The organism is Rhizobium sp. BK049 (genome assembly GCF_014193135.1).
Taxonomy (GTDB): domain Bacteria; phylum Pseudomonadota; class Alphaproteobacteria; order Rhizobiales; family Rhizobiaceae; genus Rhizobium.
The window spans coordinates 104,127-125,243 of sequence record NZ_JACHYV010000018.1; the positions used below are offsets into that span (position 1 = coordinate 104,127).

A 21,117-nucleotide genomic window follows, 5' to 3' on the forward strand; every position below is an offset into this window, starting at 1 on the left:
AGGCCCGCGCTTTCAGACGCGCAAGGGACGCTGTTATACTTTCAATCTCTGAATCGGCCGAAAAATCGGGCCGACGCAGAGATTGAAGCGTACCGATTCAACCCTTCTCTCGCTTGAAATGCCTATTTCCGGGGTCTAAGAAGCCGCAACTTGTTTTTCCAGGAGGGTTTCATGACTGCGCGCAATCTTTTCCTGCTGCCGGGTGACGGCATCGGTCCCGAGGCGATGGGCGAGGTCCGCAGGATTATCGCCTATATGAACGAGGCGATGAATGCCGGTTTCGTAACCGACGAAGGCCTTGTCGGCGGTTGCGCTTACGATGCCCATGGCGCGGCGATCTCGGAAGCCGACATGCAGAAGGCGCTTGCCGCCGACGCCGTTCTCTTCGGCGCGGTCGGTGGTCCCAAATGGGATAGCGTACCTTACGAAGTGCGCCCGGAAGCAGGCCTGCTCCGCCTGCGCAAGGACCTGCAGCTCTTCGCCAACCTGCGTCCCGCCATCTGCTATCCGGCGCTTGCCTCGGCCTCGTCGCTGAAGCCGGAACTGGTCGAAGGCCTCGACATCCTGATCATCCGCGAGCTGACGGGCGGCGTCTATTTCGGCGAACCGAAGGAGATCATCGACCTCGGCAACGGCCAGAAGCGTGGCATCGACACGCAGGTCTACGATTCCTACGAGATCGAGCGCATCGCCGGCGTCGCCTTCGAAATGGCCCGCACAAGGCAGAACCGCGTCTGCTCCATGGAAAAGCGCAACGTCATGAAGTCGGGCGTGCTCTGGAACCACGTGGTGACCGAAACGCATAAGTCGAAATATTCCGACGTCGAGCTCGAACATATGCTGGCCGATGCCGGCGGCATGCAGCTGGTGCGTCAGCCCAAGCAGTTCGACGTCATCGTCACCGACAATCTCTTCGGCGACATGCTTTCCGACGTCGCCGCCATGCTGACCGGTTCCCTCGGCATGCTGCCCTCGGCCTCGCTCGGCGCGCCGGATGGTAAGACCGGCAAGCGCAAGGCGCTCTATGAACCGGTGCACGGCTCGGCCCCCGACATCGCCGGCAAGGGCATTGCCAACCCGATTGCCATGATCGCCTCCTTCGCCATGTGCCTGCGTTATTCCTTCAATATGGTCAAGGAAGCCGATGACCTGGAAAAGGCGATCGCCAACGTGCTCGACAAGGGCATCCGCACCGGCGACATCATGGCCGACGGCTGCCGGCAGGTCGGCACGGTCGAGATGGGCGATGCAATCCTCGCCGAATTCAAGGCGCTTTCGGCCTGATATATTTCACGTGAAACAGTTCCCGCCCTTCGCATCACGCATGCGGGGGGCTTTTCAGAGATAGACAAAACCCGCCGGACTCGATCGAATTAACCGAAACGGACTATCCTCGGCCACAATCTCGTGTATTTTTGCGCCGGATTTCACCTCCGCATATTTTGGAAGTTGGAAACGATTTCCGTCTATGCGCCAGTTCAAAGTGAAAGAGCGCCTGCCGCACGCGCGGCGCTCGAAGGCTAATTCGAACGGACGACGGCATGCGGGCATTTTGGGCTTCCCTGGACAGGCGCTGGCGCCGGAGCGACGCTGCGATGCCGCCTTTGCGCTGGCAGGCTTGTCTCTTCATCACGATCAATGCCGTCATCCTTTCCATGCTGCTCTTCGACGCGCCGATCGGCGCCAGCGAGCCTCCTGCAGCTGTAAAGCACCTCGGCGAACTGCTGACGGGCTTCGGCGATTCCGCCTGGCTGATCTACACCAGCGTCCTTCTGTTCTTCCAGGGCAGGGCGGGATACAAGCTCCTGAAATCGGCGCGCGCCAAGGCGCAGGCGCTCTATGTCAGCTGGATCGGCGCCTATCTCTTCACCACGGTTGTTTGCTCTGGGCTTCTCGCCAATCTGTTGAAACGGGCGATTGGAAGGGCGCGCCCCGATCACTTTCATGATTACGGGATGTTCTCCTTCACGCCCTTTTCGGGTCATGCCGCTTTCGAAAGTTTTCCCTCCGGCCATTCCACCACGGTCGGCGCCTTCTTTGCCGCTTTCGCGTTGCTGTTTCCGCGCTACCGTGTTGCCTTTATCGCCTGCGCCATCTGGCTCGCCATGACGCGGGTCATGGTAGGCGCCCATTATCCAAGCGACGTCATCGCCGGTCTTGCTTTCGGCGGCTGGTTCTCACTGCTGACGGCGATCGTCTATGCCCGTTGTGGCCTGCTCTTCAAACTGGCGCCGAACGGCTGGCCGCTCGCCAAGCGCCTGTTCCCCGACGCGAAAAAGCCCGGCGCCTTGTGAGCGCCGGGCCGTTTTTCGAGCATGTCAGACGCGGACGCGTCATCAATCCATGGCGTGGATATCCCTGTTCTTCGTTTCCGGCAGGAAGATCAGGCCGATCACCAGCGTGATCGCCGCAAAGACGATCGGGTACCAGAGACCGTAATAGATATCACCCGCGGCAGCGCTCATCGCGAAGGCCGTCGCCGGCAGCAGGCCGCCGAACCAGCCGTTGCCGATATGATAGGGCAGCGACATGCCGGTGTAGCGGATGCGAGTCGGGAAGAGTTCGACCAGAAGGGCCGCGATCGGGCCATAGACCATCGTCACATAGATGACGAGGACGAAGAGGATGGCGATCGTGCCGACCCAGTTGACGCGGGTCGGATCGGCAACCATGGCATAGCTGCCGCCATTGGCGATGTTGTAGACCGCCATGTCGGTGACGCCATTGGCCTCGTCCGCCGTCAAAAGCTTGCCTTCTACCAGCTTGGCTGCCGGCATGGTTTCCTTGTCGCCGGCGCGCACCGCATCGGCAGTGAGCGCCAGTTCCGGATTGGCGGCGATGAAGGCATCGAGCTTGCTATCCGGCACCTTGGCGGCGGCCCGCTTCAGCGGATAGCCGGCATCATGGAGCGCAATGTTGACGCCTTTTTCGAAGGCGGCGGTCATGCCCTTCGCCTTGTCGCCGGCAGCAACGACGTCGAAGCTGGTAATCGTACTGTTACCGACCTTCACCGTCGCCGGTTGTCCGGCGGGACCCGGCACGACGTCATATGGCACCGAGTTCTTCGTCAGAAATGCTGTCGCCACGTCGCATGAGCTGGTGAATTTCGACGTACCCGTCGGGTTGAACTGGAATTTGCAATCCGCCGGATCGGCCGTGACCGTTGCGCGGATCGACGCCTGCGCTTCGGCAAGCGCGGGATTCGCCATCCAGGTCATTGCCTTGAACAGCGGCTGATAGGTCACTGCTGCAAGTAGGAGGCCTGCCATGATGATTGGCTTGCGGCCGACCTTGTCGGAAAGACCGCCGAAAATGACAAAGAATGGCGTGCCGAGGAAGAGCGCAATAGCGACCATGACATTGGCCGAAAACAGATCGACCTTCAGCACGTTCTGCAAGAAGAAGAGCGCATAGAACTGGCCGCCGTACCAGACGACTGCCTGGCCCATGGTGGCGCCGAGAAGGGCGATGAGCGCGATCTTGGCATTCTTCCATTGCCCGAAGGCTTCGGTCAGCGGCGCTTTGGAGCCCTTGCCTTCTGCCTTCATGCGCTGGAACGCCGGCGATTCATTCATCTTCAGACGGATCCAGACGGAAATGCCGAGCAGCACGACCGAGACCAGGAATGGAATGCGCCAGCCCCAGGCTGCGAATTGAACCGGACCCATCAGCGACTGGACCAGGATGATGACGATCAGCGACAGGAACAGGCCGAGCGTCGCCGTCGTCTGGATCCATGAGGTGAAGTAGCCGCGCCGTCCGTTCGGCGCATGTTCGGCGACATAGGTTGCAGCACCACCATATTCACCGCCGAGCGCCAGACCCTGGAGCAGGCGAAGACCGATAAGAATGATCGGGGCTGCGATGCCGATGCTGGCCGCACCCGGCAGGATACCGACGAGGAAGGTCGACATACCCATGATCAGGATCGTCACCAGGAAGGTGTATTTTCGGCCGACGAGATCACCGAGACGGCCGAAAACCAGCGCGCCGAACGGACGCACCAGGAAGCCGGCGGCAAAGGCGAGCAGCGTAAAGATATTGCGCGTCGCCTCGGGATATTGGGTGAAGTAGGTCGCACCGATATAGGTAGCGAGCGAACCGTAAAGATAGAAATCGTACCATTCGAAAACGGTGCCGAGCGAAGAGGCGAAGATGACCTTCTTCTCCTCGCCTGTCATCGGACCGGCCTTCGCGCCGTCGATGCTTGTGACATTTGCCATTGTCTGTCCTCCACAGAGTGATGAGCAACGGGCGCGGCCGACTCTCCTCAAAGCATACCCCGGGCCGCGACACGCCTGACGAGAGTGTGCCAGAAAAGACAGGCCGCAAAGAGAGATGCTTTGGGATTATGACTTTAGTCTAACGAGGCCGTCCCATCACTCGCATCGGAGCGTTGCTCAGCCCTCCTGCCCGGCGATGGCATTTGGCGGCGGGACGGTTTCAGCCGGTTTGCGAAAGGGGACCTGTTAAGCCCTCAGCGCCTGCGCCGGCGATTGCCGGTAGGCAAGCACCGCCGGCAATGCGGCGAGAATACCGGCAAAGGCGAGCAACACCCCCGTAAGCTCGGCATCTTCCGGGGCGAAGCCAACCGGCATGGCGATGCCGCTGGTCTGCGAGAGCATGCCGGACAAGGTCAGCGCCGCAGCGAAACCGAGCGCAAATCCAAGTGCTATGCCGATTGCCACCAGAAAGAAGAATTCCAGGAAGACGATGCCGAAGATCGCGCCGCGCGGGGCGCCGAAGGCTCTGAGCGCGCCGATCTGGCGGCGGCGCTGGCCGATATGAATGACCGTGACCAGGACCAGTGAGGCCGCGACAAGAGCCTGTGCCCCGGAAGCGACCACAACAAGGATCTGCTTGGCGTCGCCCAGCGTGGCGTAAAGATTTGTCAGCACCTCGCCGGGGAAGACGGCGATGGTATTGCCGTTGCGATAATCCCGTCGAAGCTTATAGGCATCGGCGATCGTTTTCGGCTTGACGAGGATAGCCGGAAGGCCTGGAGCATCTGCGACCCAGGTCTCCTTCAGCACGGCTTCCGGATCGAGCTTTCCATGATGATCGTGCGCGTCACGATCGGCGTCGGCATGATCATGATCGTGTCCGTCCTCTTCGGCGTCTCCCGCATGCTCCTCCGCCTCCAGCCCGTGAATGTGCCAGACCGCCTGAATAGGAACGAGAATCGCCCGGTCCCAGGCAGTATCCGTCGGCCGCAGGCGACCGACGACATGATAAGCGAGTTCGGTGTGGGTCTCGCCCCCTTCTTCCGCCGAACCGTGCATCGGCTTGATTTCATCGCCGAGCGAAAGCCTGACCGCGGAGCCGATCACTGCCTCTCCTTCGTGGGTGAAAGCCTTGCCTTCGGCAAGATCGCCGGACAGCTTGTTCGACATCTTTGTTGTCGTACCGACGATCGGGTAGCTGGAGAAGAAATCGCCAAAGCCGATCGGCGCCGCCCAGTCGACCCGGGGGTCGGCGGCAAGTTTTGCCAGCACCTCGCCCGGCATCAGCGGCAGGGGCGAGGGCTGCAGGAAGACGGAGGAGAGCACGAGTTGTGTCTCGCTGCCGCCGGCGCCGATGACGAGGTCGAACTTATCGGCGGCGCGCGCGCTGCCGAGGCGAAGCGCCCGCTCCTGCAGCACCACGGAGACGCCGAGCGCGGTCGCAAGCGCCACCAGGAGCACGACAACCAGTGATCCCGCCCACAGGCGGCGAAGATCGGCACAAATGAAGCGGATCATGCAGCCTCCCCCGCAGCGGCAATGGAATCCTCGCTGATCCGGCCGGAACTGAGCGTGATACGCCGGTCGAGACGGCCGGCGAGCCGCTGGTCATGGGAAACGACGATCAGCGTGCTGCCTTCGGCATTGGCAAGATCGAGGAGGAGATCGCCGACGGCCTCACCGCTTTCGGCGTCAAGGCTCGCGGTCGGCTCATCGGCAATGATGGCACCAGGCTTGCGCAACAGCGCGCGGGCGATCGCCACGCGCTGCATCTCGCCGCGCGACATGGTCTCGATCTTCTGGCCGGGCCGGGACAGGTTGACCGTGTTCAAAAGCACATTCGCCCGCTCGATGACGGCGGCCGTCGCAGCGCCGGCAAGCCGGGCAGGCAGAAGCACGTTTTCGAGTGCCGACAGGCCGGGGAAAAGGTGGAATTCCTGCATGACCAGGCCGATATTGACGGCGCGGAACCGGTCTCGCCGGCCTTCCGAAAAAGCGGCGATATTCTCACCGTTCCAGCGGATATGGCCCTGCCGCGTCCGCTCAAGGCCGGTGACGACATTGACGAAGGTGCTCTTGCCGGAGCCTGATGCTCCAGTGATGGCGACCCTGCTGCCGGCCTCGATCGACAGGCGGCCGATTGCCAGCGCCGGCGAGCTGAGGCCCGGAAAGGTGACATCAAGGTTTTCGATATCGAGTGCGAGCATGTCGGTTTAAACAGCAAAATATTCGGCTTGGCGGATCCGCAATAGGCTGACGAAGCCGGTTTCCGGATCGGTCCTGGAGCCGTATTCCAGCGTGCCGCGCACTTCGATTGTCTGGCGCGGCTGCACGAAGGTCTGCTTTTCCGAGAGATAAACCACGACGATATTGTCGGGCCAGTCCGCATCCGAAGAGCAGAAGGGGCAGAGCGACATCGGCACTTCGGTGAGTACGAAGAACTGCGCCTCTGCCTTCAGTGGCGGCGCCATGAAACCCTTCATGTTGATTTCCTGCCCGGCAAGGCGCTTCACCTTGTCCGAGAATTCGAGACCGAGCACGCCGAACTTGCCATAGAGCTCGTCGAACGAAAGCGAAGCGCCGGCCGCGCGCGCAGCACAAGCAGCAAAGGGAAACGCAATGGCAGCGCCGATCAGCCGGCGGCGGCTGAGATGCAGCGAGGAGAATATGTCCATGGCGACCTCCAAGAAGTAGATCCCGGCCTCTGGCATCGGCCCGAAAATCGAAACGATATTTGGAAAGCACGATGCCAGCTTCAAAGTGTTACAGCGTCCTTTTGCGCGTCTGGAAGACGCGCGGCGCTGTAATCGGCCGGGACCATGATCGACAAAAGAGGCAAGGCCGGCAAGCGGCCCTGCAAGATCGACTTTCGATCAATTCGTCTGCTTGGCGCCGAGAGCGAAGGTGTCGGCGAGCACGCGATAGACGTCGCTCTGTTCCATGTAACCATGGAAGCCTTCGGCACCAGGACCGGCCGACTGCAGCACGACATCGTCGACAGCGTGAACGCCGCTCTCGCTGCTCTTCGGAAGATTGCCCTGTACGAAGACGGCGCCGGGAACATCCTTATACTGTTCGTTGGCGACATATTCCTTCTTCTCGTTCTGGACGGCCGGAACGAAAGGACCATCGAGCTTCGGACGGAAGGTCTCATAATGATCGGGGCCGTTGTTGGCACTGAGGAACAGGCGGCGGCTGACGTCGACCTGGTCGGGATAACCGTCGCCATTTTCATCCTTGTAGTTCGGGAAGCCGGCTTCGGCGTAGGTGCCGACCTTTTCGCGCATTTCCGTGCCGGGCTTCTCGTCGTCGACTGTGCCGATGATCGATACGCCATGCGTGTGGTCGCCGGTGACGACGATCAGAGTGTCCGGATGGGCCTTCTGGAATTCGCGGGCAACGCCGATCGCCTTGTCGAATTCGATAGTGTCGATAACCGCACGATCCCAATCCAGCGGATGGGACATCTTGTCGATCGAGGAGCCTTCGACCATCAGGAAGAAGCCGTCAGCATTCTTCGAGAGGCGGTCGAGCGCAATCGTGGTCATCTCGACGAGACCCGGCTGGTTCGGGAACTTGTCGACGGTGCCCTTCTTCAGGAACTCGCGATCGAGCGTCACATCCATATTGCCGGTGTGGAAGAGGCCGAGCAGCTTGCCGTCAGCCGATGCATTGGCGGCGAGCTCGTTCTTGTCGGTCGCGAGCTTGTAGCCGGCGTCCTGGAACAGCTTGATGTAATCCTGGTTGTCCTTGCGCTTGGAACCGGCGACTTCCTTGCCGAGGAAATAGGCCGAGCCGCCGCCAAGGATGACTTCCGGCTTCACTTCGAGCAGCATGCCGACGATGTCGGCCTTTTCGCTGCGGCTGCGGGTATGGGAAACGACCGCAGCTGGCGTCGCATCCTCGATTTCGGAGGTCGCGACAATGCCGATCGACTTCTTCGTCGTGCGGCGAACAGCCTCGCCAAAGGTTTCGACGCGCGGGTCGTCGAGCGGAGCCGGCGTCCGGTCCGCATAGACGCCGAGCGCGTTGACGGCCGTCTTGTGCCCCGTCATGAAGGCCGACATGGTGTTGGCCGAATCCGTGGCGACGGCGTTCGTCGCTGACGTACCGATGAAGGCCATATGATCGAGATCGTCCATGTTCAGGCGGCCGTTCGCTTTGCCCTCGGTCATGCCCTTGGACATGATACGGGCGGCGGTGCGATGAGCAACGGAAAGGCCGTCGCCGAGCAGGAAGATGATGTTCTTGGCCTTCGGCTGAGCGGCTGTTTCATAAACGTCCCAGGTGACCGACTTCGTCTCATCGCCGGCGGAGACCTCGATCTTGTAGGCGCCGGGTGCGGAGATCTTCAGGCCGCGGAGCAGAAGAGCGGAACCGAGGGCCTTGTCTTCCTTGCCTTTTTCCAGCTCGATGAACTGCGCTTCGCCCCCGAGAACCGTCTTGTAATCCTGACCGTTGACCGTGATCTTCACATCTTCCGGCTTGACCTGCTTGTTGATCTCGACCTTGAAATCGAACGGCGAACCGGCAAGAATCGTGGCGCGATCGAGCGGATAGACCGTCGTCGCCTGGGCGGCGCCCGCAAGGATGGTGGTGGCCGTAAAGGCGGCAAGAAGCGTACGCATGGAAAACCCCCGTTTTCGTTGCAGACATTGACAACCGGGCCGGGATACCTCCCGAGGATGACAGCGGCATGACAACGTCGCACCATGACGGCTGCCGCTTTCGCCCTCCGCCTCCGAGCGCAAAAACCTTGACTCCTGTGGAAAACCTTCTAAGAGCAACAGCGGAAAAGGAATCTCCATGGTTCGCGACGAACACGCCATTGCCGCATGCAATGACCGGGCACGGGTTGCCGGGGTGGATATTGCCGTTCCGGTTTCTTCCAAAACCAAGGCCAAAACGACGACGAAAACCGTCTGACGTCTCTGGCCTGCCGCTCTCTCCCCGGCTCGGCTGGGGACAGGAAGACGCGATTATTCGCGCCTTTCCCCTCACCGGACAGAGGAGAGAAGAGAAAGAGAGCTTGAGAAATGGGTTTCAAAGTAGCAGTTGCGGGAGCGACCGGAAATGTCGGCCGGGAGATGCTCAACATCCTCTCCGAACGCGGCTTCCCCGCCGATGAGGTCGTGGCGCTCGCCTCGGCGCGTTCGCAGGGCACCGAAGTGTCCTACGGCGACCGGACGCTGAAGGTTTCCAATCTGGAGAATTACGATTTCTCCGATACCGACATCTGCCTGATGTCGGCCGGCGGCGAGGTCTCCAAGAAGTTTTCCCCCAAGATCGGCCAGCAGGGTTGCGTGGTCATCGACAATTCGTCGGCCTGGCGCTATGACGCCGACGTGCCGCTGATCGTGCCGGAAGTGAACCCGGACGCCGTCACGCAGTTCACCAAGCGCAACATCATTGCCAATCCGAACTGCTCGACCGCGCAGCTGGTGGTGGCGCTGAAGCCGCTGCACGACTTCGCCAAGATCAAGCGCGTCGTCGTCTCCACTTATCAGTCGGTCTCCGGCGCCGGCAAGGACGGCATGGACGAGCTCTTCAATCAGACGCGCGCCGTCTTCGTTGCCGATCCGATCGAGAACAAAAAGTTCACCAAGCGCATCGCCTTCAACGTCATTCCCCACATCGATAGCTTCATGGAAGACGGCTACACCAAGGAAGAATGGAAGGTGCTGGCCGAGACGAAGAAGATGCTCGATCCAAAGATCAAGGTGACCTGCACGGCAGTGCGTGTGCCCGTCTTCATCGGCCATTCGGAATCGGTAAACATCGAGTTCGAGAACGAGATCACCGCCGACCAGGCCCGCGATATCCTGCGCGATGCCCCGGGCTGCCTCGTCATCGACAAGCGCGAGAACGGCGGCTACATCACGCCTTATGAATCCGCCGGCGAAGATGCAACCTATATCTCACGCATCCGCGAGGACGCGACTGTTGAAAACGGCCTCAATATGTGGGTTGTTTCCGACAACCTGCGCAAGGGCGCGGCGCTGAACGCCATCCAAATCGCCGAGCTGCTCGTCAATCGCGGCCTGGTCAAGCCGCGCAAGCAGGCAGCCTGATACCATTTGTAAACCATAAGATGTTAAAGCCCTGCTCGTTCAGCGGGGCTTTTTCCGGGGCAAATACGTCTGTATAAGCGCTCGCTAAACGATGATCGTGACAAAATCGCGAGTGGCTGGCATTCTCTTGCCCGCTTAAAAACTATGCAGATCGAGAGCGGGGTTTCTCAATGCGCATGACAAAGTTGTTTCTGGCGGCCGCTGCGGCACTGGGCGTCCTCAACGCGGTACCGGCGTTCGCGCAAGGACTTCAATGTGGCAATACCAGCGCCGGCTTCGACGCCTGGGTCGCCGATTTCAAGCAGACGGCAGCGGCTAATGGCGTCAGCCAATCCGTGCTCAGCCGTGCCTTCGCTAACGTCAACTACAACAAGCCGACGATCGCCGCCGATCGCGGCCAGAAAAGCTTCAAACTCTCCTTCGACGCCTTCATGCAGAAGCGCGGCGGTGCCGCCGTCATTTCCCGCGGCCGTTCGATGAAAGCGGCCAACCAGGCCCTTTTTGCCTCGATCGAACGTCGCTTCGGCGTTCCCGCCGGTCCGCTGATCGCAATCTGGGGCATGGAGACCGGTTTTGGCAGCTATATGGGCAACCAGCATACGCTATCGGCTGTGTCGACCCTTGCTTATGACTGCCGTCGTTCGGAATATTTCACCGACCAGCTCTATGCAGCACTCCAGCTCGTCTCCGAGGGTTATCTGAGCCCGCAGGCCAAGGGTGCCGCCCATGGTGAAATCGGCCAGACGCAGTTTCTGCCGCGCAACGTCGTGCGCTTTGGCGCCGACGGCGACGGCGACGGCCGGGTCGACATGGTCGGCTCCCGCGCCGATGCGCTGGCCTCGACAGCGAATTTCCTCAAGGGCCACGGCTGGCGTGCCGGCGCCGGCTATCAGCCGGGGGAGCCGAATTTCGCTGCGATTCAGGGCTGGAACGCCGCCAGCGTCTATCAGGAAGCGATCGCCTATATCGGACAGCAGATCGACGGCGGCAGATAAGCGTTCATCGACAATGAATTTGAAAACGCCGCTCCGAATGCGGCGTTTTTCATATGCGGGAATCAAAACCGCCGCTCGATGCCGTCTTGCGTCGCTCCTCTTGCGGAGGAGTCGGCACAACCGGCCCCGACACCACGCAATTGCGGCCCGAAGCCTTGGCGGCGTAAAGCGCCAGATCGGCGCGTTTGACCAGATCCTCGAAGTTCCGGTCGGCGGCGCCATTTGCCCGGCCGGCGCATCCGAAGCTCGCCGTGACTCTGAGCAGTTCGCCGCTCTGCAAAGGAACCTCAGCCGCCTCGATCGCCATGCGCACACGCTCGGCGACGATTGCGGCGTCATCAGGTGTCGAATCCGGCAAAAGTGCCAGGAATTCCTCGCCGCCATGGCGCACCAGAAGATCGAATGAACGGAAATGCTGACGCGCGACGCTCGCGACGTGCCGAAGGACGGCATCGCCGGCATCATGGCCGTGAACATCGTTGACCTTCTTGAAATGATCGAGATCGAAGAGAACGACGGAAATCCAGCGTGACCCGTGCTCGGCCTGGGTGAGGAGCGCCGAGGCGGCAACCTCGAAGCCACGCCGGTTGTACAGTCCCGTCAGAAGGTCGGTTTGAGCAGCGTTGCGCAACTCGCCCACCAGCGTCTCACGGTCGCGGATCAGCCGGTCTATCAGCCGAAGGCCTCTTGCCGCCAGCAACATCACCAGCGTTGCGAGAATCAACAGGCCCGCACATAGCGCCAGTATCCGCGTCAGGTGTATGTGCGAGAGCGTCGAAAACTGTTCACCGGTCTCGTGAATATCACTCGCGGCCTCCACCATCTTTTGCTGGAGGAAAACCATGCGTTCGCGCTGTGTGGCCGCCCAGGCATCGCCCATTGCGCGCGATGGCCGCGACCCGGCGAGAATGGCGTCGGTGATCGCATCCGCCTTCACCTGATCGGTGCGACCGAGATAGGCAACGATGTCACGCACGATCGGCGCGGTGGAATGGAAGACCATGTGATCCATGCCGGCACCGAGCATGGTCTTGCCCTGGATGAAGAGTTCAATCGGAAATCTGGCGGAAACGTCTTGATCGAGGTAACGGGTGCCGATCCCGGTGATCAGCCTTTCGCCGTAGTAGGTCAGCAGGATGCCCATCAGCTGGTTGGATTTCTCAAGCAGCACCGGGTCGCTGATCAGTGGTGAAAGTGCGTCGACGACCGAAAGCTGCTTCAGAGCCGCATACCAGTAGACGGAGCCGGGATTGCTGCCTGAATAACGGCCCTGGTCGACAGCGCTCCGCGCCGCGACGATGCGGCTGTAGGCAAGGCTGAGAGCCGACAATTCACCTGCAAGTCCCTGATCGAGCGTATCGCGGGGCGGCAGGCTGGCCTGGAAGGCGCGGCGTTCGCGATCGAGCGTCAGTCGGCTTCGCTGCATGTCGACTTCAGTCTCGCTGCTGGGATGCGCGAGATAGCGGCGAGTGGCATCGATTTCACTGAGGATTTCAGTCGCCGCGATCGACCCGCCACGCGCCAGCACATCGGCGAACTGCCGGTCTTTCTCAAAATCCCTGTAATGCTGGATGGAAGTTCGGAGAACGAAGGCGCCTTCAATCAGCATGAAGGCGAAGGGCAGCAGAATGGCGGCCAGCATAACCTTGTTAATGGTTTCGAACTTCATCGCCAATCGCCACGTGATCAAATGCCGGTCGCGCAACCAATTGATGCAAGTTTAACAGCAATCCTTAAAAAACTGATAAACCCGCTAGTCCCTAGATCTCGGGACGAATGAAGTCACGCGTGTCCGCGTCCATCACCCAGAGCTCACCTGTCGAGATGTCGAACCAAGCGCCGTGAAGATGAAGATTCCCGGCTTCTTCCAGCGCCTTGATATTGGGAAAGCTTCTGAGATTGTCGATCGAGTTGCGGATGGAGACACGCTCGAGCGCAGTTTGCCGCTCGGCCGCGGTCATCACGTCATTGCTCTGGATCTGCTCGGCTGCGGGTCTGACCAGCGACATCCACCGGCCGATGAAATCGCCGGGCGATAGTGGCTCGGCATTCGGATCGAGTGCCGCCCGAATCCCGCCGCAACGGCCATGGCCCATCACCACGATGTCTGAAACCTTCAGCGCCTGCACGGCAAATTCAAGAGCGGCCGATGTCGAATGGAAATGGCCGTCCGGCTCGTAGGGCGGCACCATGTTGGCAACGTTGCGGATGACGAAAAGCTCGCCCGGGCCGGCATCGAAGATCAGCTCGGGAGCCGCACGCGAGTCCGAACAGGCAATGACAAGCGTACTCGGACTCTGGCCGTTTTCGGCCAGTTGCCGATACCTGTCGCGGGCGTCGGCATAACGCCCGTTCATAAAGTTGCGATAACCGTTCAGAAGGGTGTTTGGAAAACGCTGCATGCCTCTGGATTAGCGCGCGCGGAAGACAAGATCAACTGCTGCACCGCAAAATGCGCACATTGGCAAATGCGTCATTTTTTCCGACGCTGCGCCGGGTGTATGAGCCGGCGCATCTGCACCATCGCCATCGGCGTCGAAAGGCTGGACGCATCGCTGGCCAGCATCAGCTCGTTGCTGCCGCGCTTGACCGCACGCGCAAGCACTTCGAACACGCTGGCGGTGGCAAGCTGCAACGCCTTTTCGTCCTCGAGGCCGGACAGCAGGCGCGACAGGAAAACGGCGGCCAGCAGGTCGCCGAGACCATTCGGCGGGTTCTCGACAACGCGGTGCTCGGCAAGGAGCGCGTGACGACCGGAAAGGTAGAGATTGCCGGTGCCGCCCGCCATCATCGGCACCGCCGAGGTGACGAGCATGCGTGACGGCCCGAGCGCCAGCGCCGCCTCCATGATTGCGCCGTTGTCATCGAGCGGTGCTCCCGACAGCCAGGCGAGCTCGTACCGGTTCGGCGTTGCGAGCGAGGCCAGCGGAATGAGATGATCACGAATGGCCTCGGCCGTCGCTTCCGGCACGTAGAGGCCGCCGAGATCGCCCATGACCGGATCGCAGACGTAAAGCAGTTCGGGATTGTTTTGCCGGAGCGCGGCGATCAGCCGGGCGACCGAGCGTGCCTGGGCGGCATTGCCGAAATAGCCCGAAAGCACCGCCCTGACTTCACCGATCCAGGGTGCGCGGAGCAGATCCTCGATCGCCGCGTCGAATTCCGCTTCGGCAAACGTCAGCCGCGTCGAACGGCCATGGCCGGGATGCCAGGGCAGAACGATGGTCGGCAGCGCCCAGACCGGATGGCCGAGCGTCTCCAGCGCAAACACCGCCGCCCGATTGCCAACCGAGCCACGCACGACATGGCTGGAAATAACGATGACTGCGCCCGCTGTATTTTCCGACATGAAACCGAGGTCCAATGATGATGGCGTTTGATGATCTTTTTGACGACGGCCTGTCAACCATTCTTCACGTGATCATGGAAATGTGCCGCGGAAGCAAACCCGGAAGTGAGGCCTGGACAACCCGTTTTGGCCTCGAAAGCGAAAAAACTCTGCCAATTTCTCATTTCCGCCGGCAAAAAAGCATCAAAACGATCCCCGACAGCGCTATTTTAGGGATTCTTTCGACAAATCTTCTGCTAGCTTGCGAAAAAATCAGTCCAATGCGGGGAGGCGTTCCATGGCTGCCAGAAACAATCCGAAACGGGAGAAGCAGATCGAGACTGCGCGCAAGATCGCCAAGGCGATGAGCGAGGCGCATCTCGATCCGGAAATTCTCTTTGGCCGGGCCAGCAATGACGATCTGGAACTCTATACGCCCGACATGCTGGCGCGCTCTGCCGTGCATTCGGCAAAGGAACTTGCCGCCTGGAACGGCAAGACGCCCCGCGTCAGCATCGACACACTTGCAGAGGTGACACCCGGCGGCACCGCCGTCTCAGTGCTGTCGGTGACCGACCGAAACATGCCTTTCCTTTATGAGTCGGTCATGGGTGAAGTGACGAGCACCTACCGCGATCTGTTCATGGCCGTGCATCCAATCCTCGTCATGGAAAAGGGCAGAGCCCCCACGCTCTATTCCGCCGACCACCCGAGCGATCCCGCGGCACGCGTCAGTCATATCCAGCTCCATATCGCCCCATTGAATTCCACCCAGGCTGCCGACCTCGTCAAACGCGTCCAGACCGTGCTCGAACAGGTCCGTCTGTCGGTTTCGGACTGGAAGCCGATGCTTGCCAAGCTCGATGGCGTAATCGCCGAGCTGTCGGCGAACGGTGCCGGCCGCAGGAAGGCCGAACATGCCGAGGCGGTGGCCTTCCTGACCTGGCTGCGCGACGAGAATTTCACTTTCCTCGGCATGCGTGAGTATATTTATTCCGGCAAGGGCGCCGACGCCAAGGTTGAGCGGGACAAGGGCGCGGGCCTCGGCATCCTCTCCAACCCGGACGTTCTCGTGTTGCGCACCGGCAAGGACGCCGTGACCACCACGCCGGAGATCCTCGCCTTCCTCGACGGCCCAGAGTTTTTGATCGTCACCAAGGCGAATGTAAAGTCGATCGTCCATCGCCGCGCCTATATGGATTATGTCGGCGTCAAACGTTTCGATGCCGAGGGCAACGTCACCGGGGAACTCCGCATCGTCGGCCTCTTCACCTCGACGGCCTATACCTCGCTCGCCTCCGAAATCCCGCTGCTGCGGTCGAAGATCGAAAAGGTGAAGGAGCATTTCGGCTTCGACCCGATGAGCCATTCCGGCCGCATGCTCGACAACACGCTGGAATCCTATCCTCGCGACGACCTTTTCCAGATCGATACGACGCTACTTGCGAGCTTTGCCGAGCAGATCAACGATCTCGCCGACCGGCCGCGCGTGCGCGTCCTGCCGCGCATCGACCATTTCGACCGCTTCGTCTCGGTCATCGTCTATGTGCCGCGTGAGGAATATGATTCGATCGTGCGCGAGCGCATCGGCACCTATCTGAAGACCGTCTATGACGGCCGTGTCTCCGCCTATTATCCGGCTTTTCCCGAAGGCGGCGTCGCCCGCGTGCATTTCATCATCGGCCGTTCCGGCGGCAAGACGCCGCGCATACCGCAGGCAAGGCTCGAGCAGAAGATCCGCGAAATCACTGCCCGCTGGGACGACCGTTTCGAAGCGCTTGCCGGACCAAAGTCGCCGAAACTATCGGTCGATCAAGCTTTCCAGGATTCCTTTACCCCTGAAGAAACCGTCGCCGACCTTGCCGATATCGGCGCCTGCGCCGCCGGCGAGCCGCTGCGGATCCAGTTTTATCACCGCCAGGAAGAACAGGGCCGCATCCTCTCGCTGAAGATCTTCCACGCCGGCGGCCAGCTGGCCTTGTCACGCCGCGTGCCGCTCCTCGAGAACCTCGGCTTCAATGTCGTCAGCGAACGCACCTTCGACATTGGGGTACAGGTCGGCGATGGCGCAACCCAACTCGTCGTGCTGCACGACATGGAGCTCGAGACCCGCAACGGCAGCGATATCGACCTCCATCGGTATGGCGCTGCGCTCGAGGAAGCCTTCGTCGCCGCCTTTGCCGGCACGATCGACAATGACAGTTTCAACCGGCTGATCCTTTCGGCCGGGCTCTCGGCCCGCGAAACCAATGTATTGCGCGCCTATGCCCGATACCTCCGCCAGGCCGGCATCGCCTATTCGCAGGATTACATCGCAACGACGCTCGATAAATATCCTGGTGTGGCCGCCGCCATCTTCCGCCTGTTCCACGACACGCTCGATCCCAGGCTTTCCGAAAAGGCCCGCCTCAAGAAGATCGCCGACCTGCACCAGGCCATCGAGGCCGAGCTTGCCGACGTGCCGAACCTGGACGACGATCGCATTCTGCGCCGCTACGTCAACATCGTCGACGCGACTCTGCGCACCAATTATTTCCAGAAGAACCCCGATGGGTCGCCGAAAGCCATGCTGGCCTTCAAGCTCGATCCGCACCTGGTCGACGGGCTGCCGCAACCGAAACCCTTCCGCGAGATGTTCGTCTACGGCGTCGAAGTCGAAGGCGTCCACCTGCGCTTCGGCAAGGTGGCGCGCGGCGGCCTGCGCTGGTCTGATCGTGCCGAGGATTACCGCACCGAGGTGCTCGGCCTCGTCAAAGCGCAGCAGGTGAAGAACGCCGTCATCGTGCCGGTCGGCGCCAAAGGCGGCTTTTACCCGAAGAAGCTGCCGGTGGGCGGCAGCCGCGACGAAGTCTTCAATGCCGGCCGCGAGGCGTACAAGACCTATATCCGCACGCTGCTTTCGATCACCGACAATATCTCCGGCGCCGAGGTCGTTCCGCCGGCCGATACGATGAGGCTCGATGGTGACGATCCCTATTTCGTCGTCGCCGCCGACAAAGGCACGGCGACCTTCTCTGACACCGCCAATGCCTTGGCGCAGGAGGCTGGCTTCTGGCTGGACGACGCCTTTGCCTCCGGCGGCTCGGCCGGTTACGATCACAAGAAGATGGGCATCACCGCCCGCGGCGCATGGGAAACCGTAAAGCGCCATTTTCGCGAGATGGACATCGACATTCAGACCACGCCCTTCACCGTCGCCGGCGTCGGCGACATGTCGGGCGACGTCTTCGGCAACGGCATGCTGCTCTCTCCCAAGATCAGGCTCATTGCCGCTTTCGATCACCGCGACATCATCATCGATCCCGATCCCGACATGGAAAAAACACTGGCCGAGCGCCAACGGCTCTTCAACCTGCCGCGCTCGAGCTGGCAGGACTTCGATAAGAGCGTTCTTTCGAAAGGCGCGATGATCATTTCACGTTCGGCGAAATCTGTGACGCTGACGCCGGAAGCGGTTGCCGCGATTGGCATCGACAAAGCGGTGGCGACCCCATTCGAGATCATGACGGCGATCCTGAAGAGTCCGGTCGACCTGCTGTGGTTCGGCGGCATCGGCACTTATGTGAAGGCTCCCTCCGAAACCGACACCGAAGTCGGCGATCGCGCCAACGATCCGATCCGCGTCACCGCGACTGAGGTGCGCGCCAAGGTGATCGGCGAGGGCGCCAATCTCGGCGTCACCCAGAAGGGCCGCATCGCTTACTGCCTTAGCGGCGGGCGCTGCAACTCCGACGCCATCGACAACTCGGCCGGCGTCAACACCTCCGACGTCGAGGTCAATATCAAGATCGCGCTGGCTGCCGCTATGCATGACGGGCGGCTGACGCGGCCAAAACGCGACCAGCTTCTTTCGTCGATGACCGGTGAGGTGGCGGCGCTGGTCCTGCGCAATAATTACCTCCAGTCGTTGGCGATCTCGCTCGTCGAACGCAAGGGCACGGCAAACGGCCTCGAACTCGCCCGCTTCATGAGCGTGCTCGAGACCACCGGCCAGCTGAACCGCAAGGTCGAGACCTTGCCGGATGACCAGACGCTGGCCGAACGTTACACGGCCGGCAAGCCGCTGACGCGGCCGGAAATCGGCGTGCTGCTGTCCTACGCCAAGATCGTGCTCTTCGATGCGCTCGCCGCGAGCGACCTGCCCGACGACCCCTATTTTGCCGCGACCCTGATGAATTACTTCCCCGTCAAGATGCAGAAGTCGAACGCCGGCGACATATCAAGCCATCGCCTAAGGCGCGAAATCATCGCGACCGTGCTGGCCAATGAAGCGATCAACCGCGGCGGGCCGAGCTTCGTCGTCGCAATGATGGACGCGACGGCGGCTTCGGCGCCGGAGGTGGTGCGTGCCGCAATCGTCGCCCGCGACGGTTTCGACCTCAACCGGCTCTGGGCCGAGACGGATGCGCTCGACGGCAAGATATCGGGCGGGGTGCAGAACCGCATTTACGAGGAAATCAGCCACAGCTTTATCGTGCTCACGCGCCTGCTGTTGAAAACCGCAATGACCAAAGCCGATATGGCCGAGGTCATTAGCCGGCTGCAGGCGGCCCTGAAGAAGTTGAGGCCTGCTTTCGCCGAACAGGCGGCCAGCGATGCTGCCGCACGCCAGGTGGAATATGCCGAAGCGGGCGTGCCCGAAAAGCTGGCGGCCGAAATCGCCAACCTCCAGAGCTTCTCTCTGGTGCCGGAGATCATGCAGATTGCCGAGCGAACCGGCGAACCGCTGCTGCGCGCCGCCGAAAATTATTTTGCCGTGTCGAAGACCTTTCGGATCGCGCGGCTGCTGGCGGCCGGCGGCCGGATTCTCACCTCCGATCATTACGAAAATCTGGCGCTTGCCCGCAGCATCGATCAGATCGCCAGCGCCCGGCGCGACATTGTCATCTCGGCGCTTTCCGATCACGGCAAGGAGAAGCTACCCGTCCAGGCCTGGCATGCGCAGGATCGCATCCGCATCAACCGCATCGTTGAAGAGCTTTCGAGCCTCAGTGACAGCGGCGATCCCAATCTCGCGCGCATTACCGTGGCGGCAGGCATCCTGACCGATCTTGCGCGCGACCGGGCGAGGTGAGACAGTCCGCGAAAAAGGAGCGGATGTTGAATCGCATAGACTGGACAGGAACGCAGCCGCCGAAAGCCACGGAGAAGGGCATCTGGGGGTGGATGTTCTTCGACTGGGCGGCGCAGCCTTTCTTCACCGTGGTCACCACCTTCATTTTCGGGCCCTATTTCGTTTCGCGCCTGACCGATGATCCGGTGTCGGCCCAGACGACGTGGAGCAACATGGCGACGATCTCCTCAGTGATCATCGCCGTGCTGTCGCCCGTTCTCGGCTCGATCGCCGACCAGTCCGGCGCGCGCAAACCGTGGATCGGGTTCTTCGCCATCATCAAGATCGTCAGCCTCTTCTGCCTGTGGTTTGCAGCCCCGGGTTCGCCTGTCCTCTACCCCGTGATCTTCATGATCCTCGCCTCGATTTCGGCCGAGTTTTCCATTGTCTTCAATGATTCGATGATGCCGCGGCTGGTCGCCAAGCAGGAGGTGGGCAAGCTCTCCAACACCGCCTGGGGGCTTGGCTATCTCGGCGGGATGATCGTGCTGATTGCCGTCGTCACGCTATTGGCGGCCGACCCGGAAAGCGGCAAGACCATTCTCGGCCTCGATCCACTTTTCGGCCTCGACCCCAGGACCGGCGAGGACGCGCGCATCACCGGGCCGATCTCGGCCGTCTGGTACCTGATTTTCATCCTGCCGATGTTCTTGTTCACACCCGATGTCGGCAGAGGCCTGCCCTTCGGCACCGCCATCCGCGCCGGCCTGCGGGAACTGAGAAACACGCTCGGTGAACTCGGGGAACGCCGCGGCATCCTGAAATTCCTCATCGCCCGCATGATCTACCAGGACGGCGTCAACGGCCTGTTGATCCTCGGCGGCGTTTTCGCCGCCGGCATGTTCGGCTGGGCGACGATCGAGATCGGCCTCTACGGCATCATCCTCAACGTCGTTGCGATCTTCGGCTGCCTGATCGCCGGACGGATCGACAAGGGCGTCGGCTCCAAGATAACCGTCGTCATCAGCCTCACCATGCTGCTTCTCGCCACCATCGGCATCATCTCGACCGGGCCCGGTTACACCCTGTTCGGCCTGATGCTGCTGCCGACGGCCGATTCCGGCGGCCTCTTCGGCACCGCCGCGGAAAAGGCCTATATCCTTTACGGCCTGCTGATCGGGCTCGCCTTCGGGCCGGTGCAGGCCTCGTCGCGCTCGTATCTCGCCCGCAGCGTCAGCCTTGAGGAAGCCGGACGCTACTTCGGCATCTACGCGCTTTCGGGGCGCGCCACGAGCTTCATGGCGACGCTGCTCTTCTCGCTGGTGACTTATCTGAGCGGATCGGCGCGGCTCGGAATGGCAACGCTGATCCTGTTTCTCGCCGGCGGGCTAGTGCTGCTGATCCGCGCGCCCTATCCGGCCGATCGCGCCTGACAATATTCCGGCGC

15 protein-coding genes are annotated in these 21,117 nt (G+C 61.2%); 7 read left to right on the forward strand and 8 right to left on the reverse strand.

The window, feature by feature from the left end; all coding sequences use genetic code 11:
- Positions 1-171 precede the first annotated feature (171 nt).
- Together leuB and lpxE are read left to right on the forward strand one after the other, a co-directional pair.
- Positions 172-1,284, forward strand: coding sequence for a 3-isopropylmalate dehydrogenase (gene leuB / locus FHT70_RS19310; RefSeq protein WP_183704067.1), 1,113 nt, complete (start codon positions 172-174; stop codon positions 1,282-1,284).
- A gap of 257 nt (positions 1,285-1,541) precedes the next feature.
- Positions 1,542-2,294, forward strand: coding sequence for a lipid A 1-phosphatase LpxE (lpxE, locus tag FHT70_RS19315; protein WP_183704070.1), 753 nt, complete (start codon positions 1,542-1,544; stop codon positions 2,292-2,294).
- Between the two features lie 42 nt (positions 2,295-2,336).
- Here lpxE and FHT70_RS19320 read toward each other — a convergent pair whose 3' ends face one another.
- The 5 genes from FHT70_RS19320 to FHT70_RS19340 all read right to left on the reverse strand — a co-directional run bounded on the left by FHT70_RS19320 (position 2,337) and on the right by FHT70_RS19340 (position 8,851).
- Positions 2,337-4,223: an MFS transporter gene (locus FHT70_RS19320; RefSeq protein WP_183704072.1), complete on the reverse strand. Its 1,887-nt coding sequence runs from the start codon at positions 4,221-4,223 to the stop codon at positions 2,337-2,339.
- A 246-nt stretch (positions 4,224-4,469) separates the two neighbouring features.
- The gene (locus FHT70_RS19325; protein WP_183704075.1) at positions 4,470-5,741 is read right to left on the reverse strand and encodes an FtsX-like permease family protein; all 1,272 of its coding nucleotides are present in this window, start codon (positions 5,739-5,741) and stop codon (positions 4,470-4,472) included.
- Entirely contained in the window at positions 5,738-6,430 is a 693-nt protein-coding gene (locus FHT70_RS19330) for an ATP-binding cassette domain-containing protein (protein WP_183704078.1), read from the reverse strand. The genes FHT70_RS19325 and FHT70_RS19330 overlap by 4 nt, the downstream gene beginning before the upstream one ends.
- A 6-nt stretch (positions 6,431-6,436) precedes the next feature.
- Entirely contained in the window at positions 6,437-6,898 is a 462-nt protein-coding gene (locus FHT70_RS19335) for a hypothetical protein (RefSeq protein ID WP_183704082.1), read from the reverse strand.
- Between the two features lie 198 nt (positions 6,899-7,096).
- Positions 7,097-8,851, reverse strand: coding sequence for an alkaline phosphatase (locus FHT70_RS19340; RefSeq protein ID WP_183704085.1), 1,755 nt, complete (start codon positions 8,849-8,851; stop codon positions 7,097-7,099).
- 91 nt (positions 8,852-8,942) lie between these two features.
- On the opposite strand from FHT70_RS19340, the gene FHT70_RS30710 reads away from it, so the two are divergent.
- From FHT70_RS30710 to FHT70_RS19355, 3 genes are all read left to right on the forward strand, one after another.
- Positions 8,943-9,149: a hypothetical protein gene (locus tag FHT70_RS30710; RefSeq protein ID WP_085779883.1), complete on the forward strand. Its 207-nt coding sequence runs from the start codon at positions 8,943-8,945 to the stop codon at positions 9,147-9,149.
- A 110-nt stretch (positions 9,150-9,259) separates the two neighbouring features.
- Positions 9,260-10,294, forward strand: coding sequence for an aspartate-semialdehyde dehydrogenase (locus tag FHT70_RS19350; RefSeq protein WP_020922622.1), 1,035 nt, complete (start codon positions 9,260-9,262; stop codon positions 10,292-10,294).
- A 170-nt stretch (positions 10,295-10,464) separates the two neighbouring features.
- Positions 10,465-11,289 (forward strand): lytic murein transglycosylase, encoded by an 825-nt coding sequence (locus FHT70_RS19355; RefSeq protein WP_097598311.1) that lies wholly within the window; start codon positions 10,465-10,467, stop codon positions 11,287-11,289.
- Between the two features lie 49 nt (positions 11,290-11,338).
- On the opposite strand, the gene FHT70_RS19360 is transcribed toward FHT70_RS19355, so the two are convergent.
- The 3 genes from FHT70_RS19360 to pdxY all read right to left on the reverse strand — a co-directional run bounded on the left by FHT70_RS19360 (position 11,339) and on the right by pdxY (position 14,638).
- On the reverse strand, positions 11,339-12,958 hold the full coding sequence (locus FHT70_RS19360) for a GGDEF domain-containing protein (RefSeq protein WP_183704088.1): 1,620 nt from the start codon (positions 12,956-12,958) through the stop codon (positions 11,339-11,341).
- A gap of 91 nt (positions 12,959-13,049) precedes the next feature.
- A complete protein-coding gene (locus tag FHT70_RS19365; RefSeq protein ID WP_085779885.1) occupies positions 13,050-13,691 on the reverse strand; it encodes a carbonic anhydrase in 642 nt (213 codons plus the stop codon).
- 71 nt (positions 13,692-13,762) lie between these two features.
- Positions 13,763-14,638 carry a pyridoxal kinase PdxY gene (gene pdxY, locus FHT70_RS19370; RefSeq protein WP_097598336.1) on the reverse strand — a complete coding sequence of 292 codons (876 nt, stop codon included), beginning with the start codon at positions 14,636-14,638 and terminating at the stop codon, positions 13,763-13,765.
- Between the two features lie 277 nt (positions 14,639-14,915).
- On the opposite strand from pdxY, the gene FHT70_RS19375 reads away from it, so the two are divergent.
- Together FHT70_RS19375 and FHT70_RS19380 are read left to right on the forward strand one after the other, a co-directional pair.
- Positions 14,916-19,691, forward strand: coding sequence for an NAD-glutamate dehydrogenase (locus FHT70_RS19375; protein WP_183704090.1), 4,776 nt, complete (start codon positions 14,916-14,918; stop codon positions 19,689-19,691).
- A gap of 23 nt (positions 19,692-19,714) precedes the next feature.
- The gene (locus tag FHT70_RS19380; protein WP_183704092.1) at positions 19,715-21,103 is read left to right on the forward strand and encodes an MFS transporter; all 1,389 of its coding nucleotides are present in this window, start codon (positions 19,715-19,717) and stop codon (positions 21,101-21,103) included.
- The last annotated feature ends 14 nt before the right edge of the window (positions 21,104-21,117 follow it).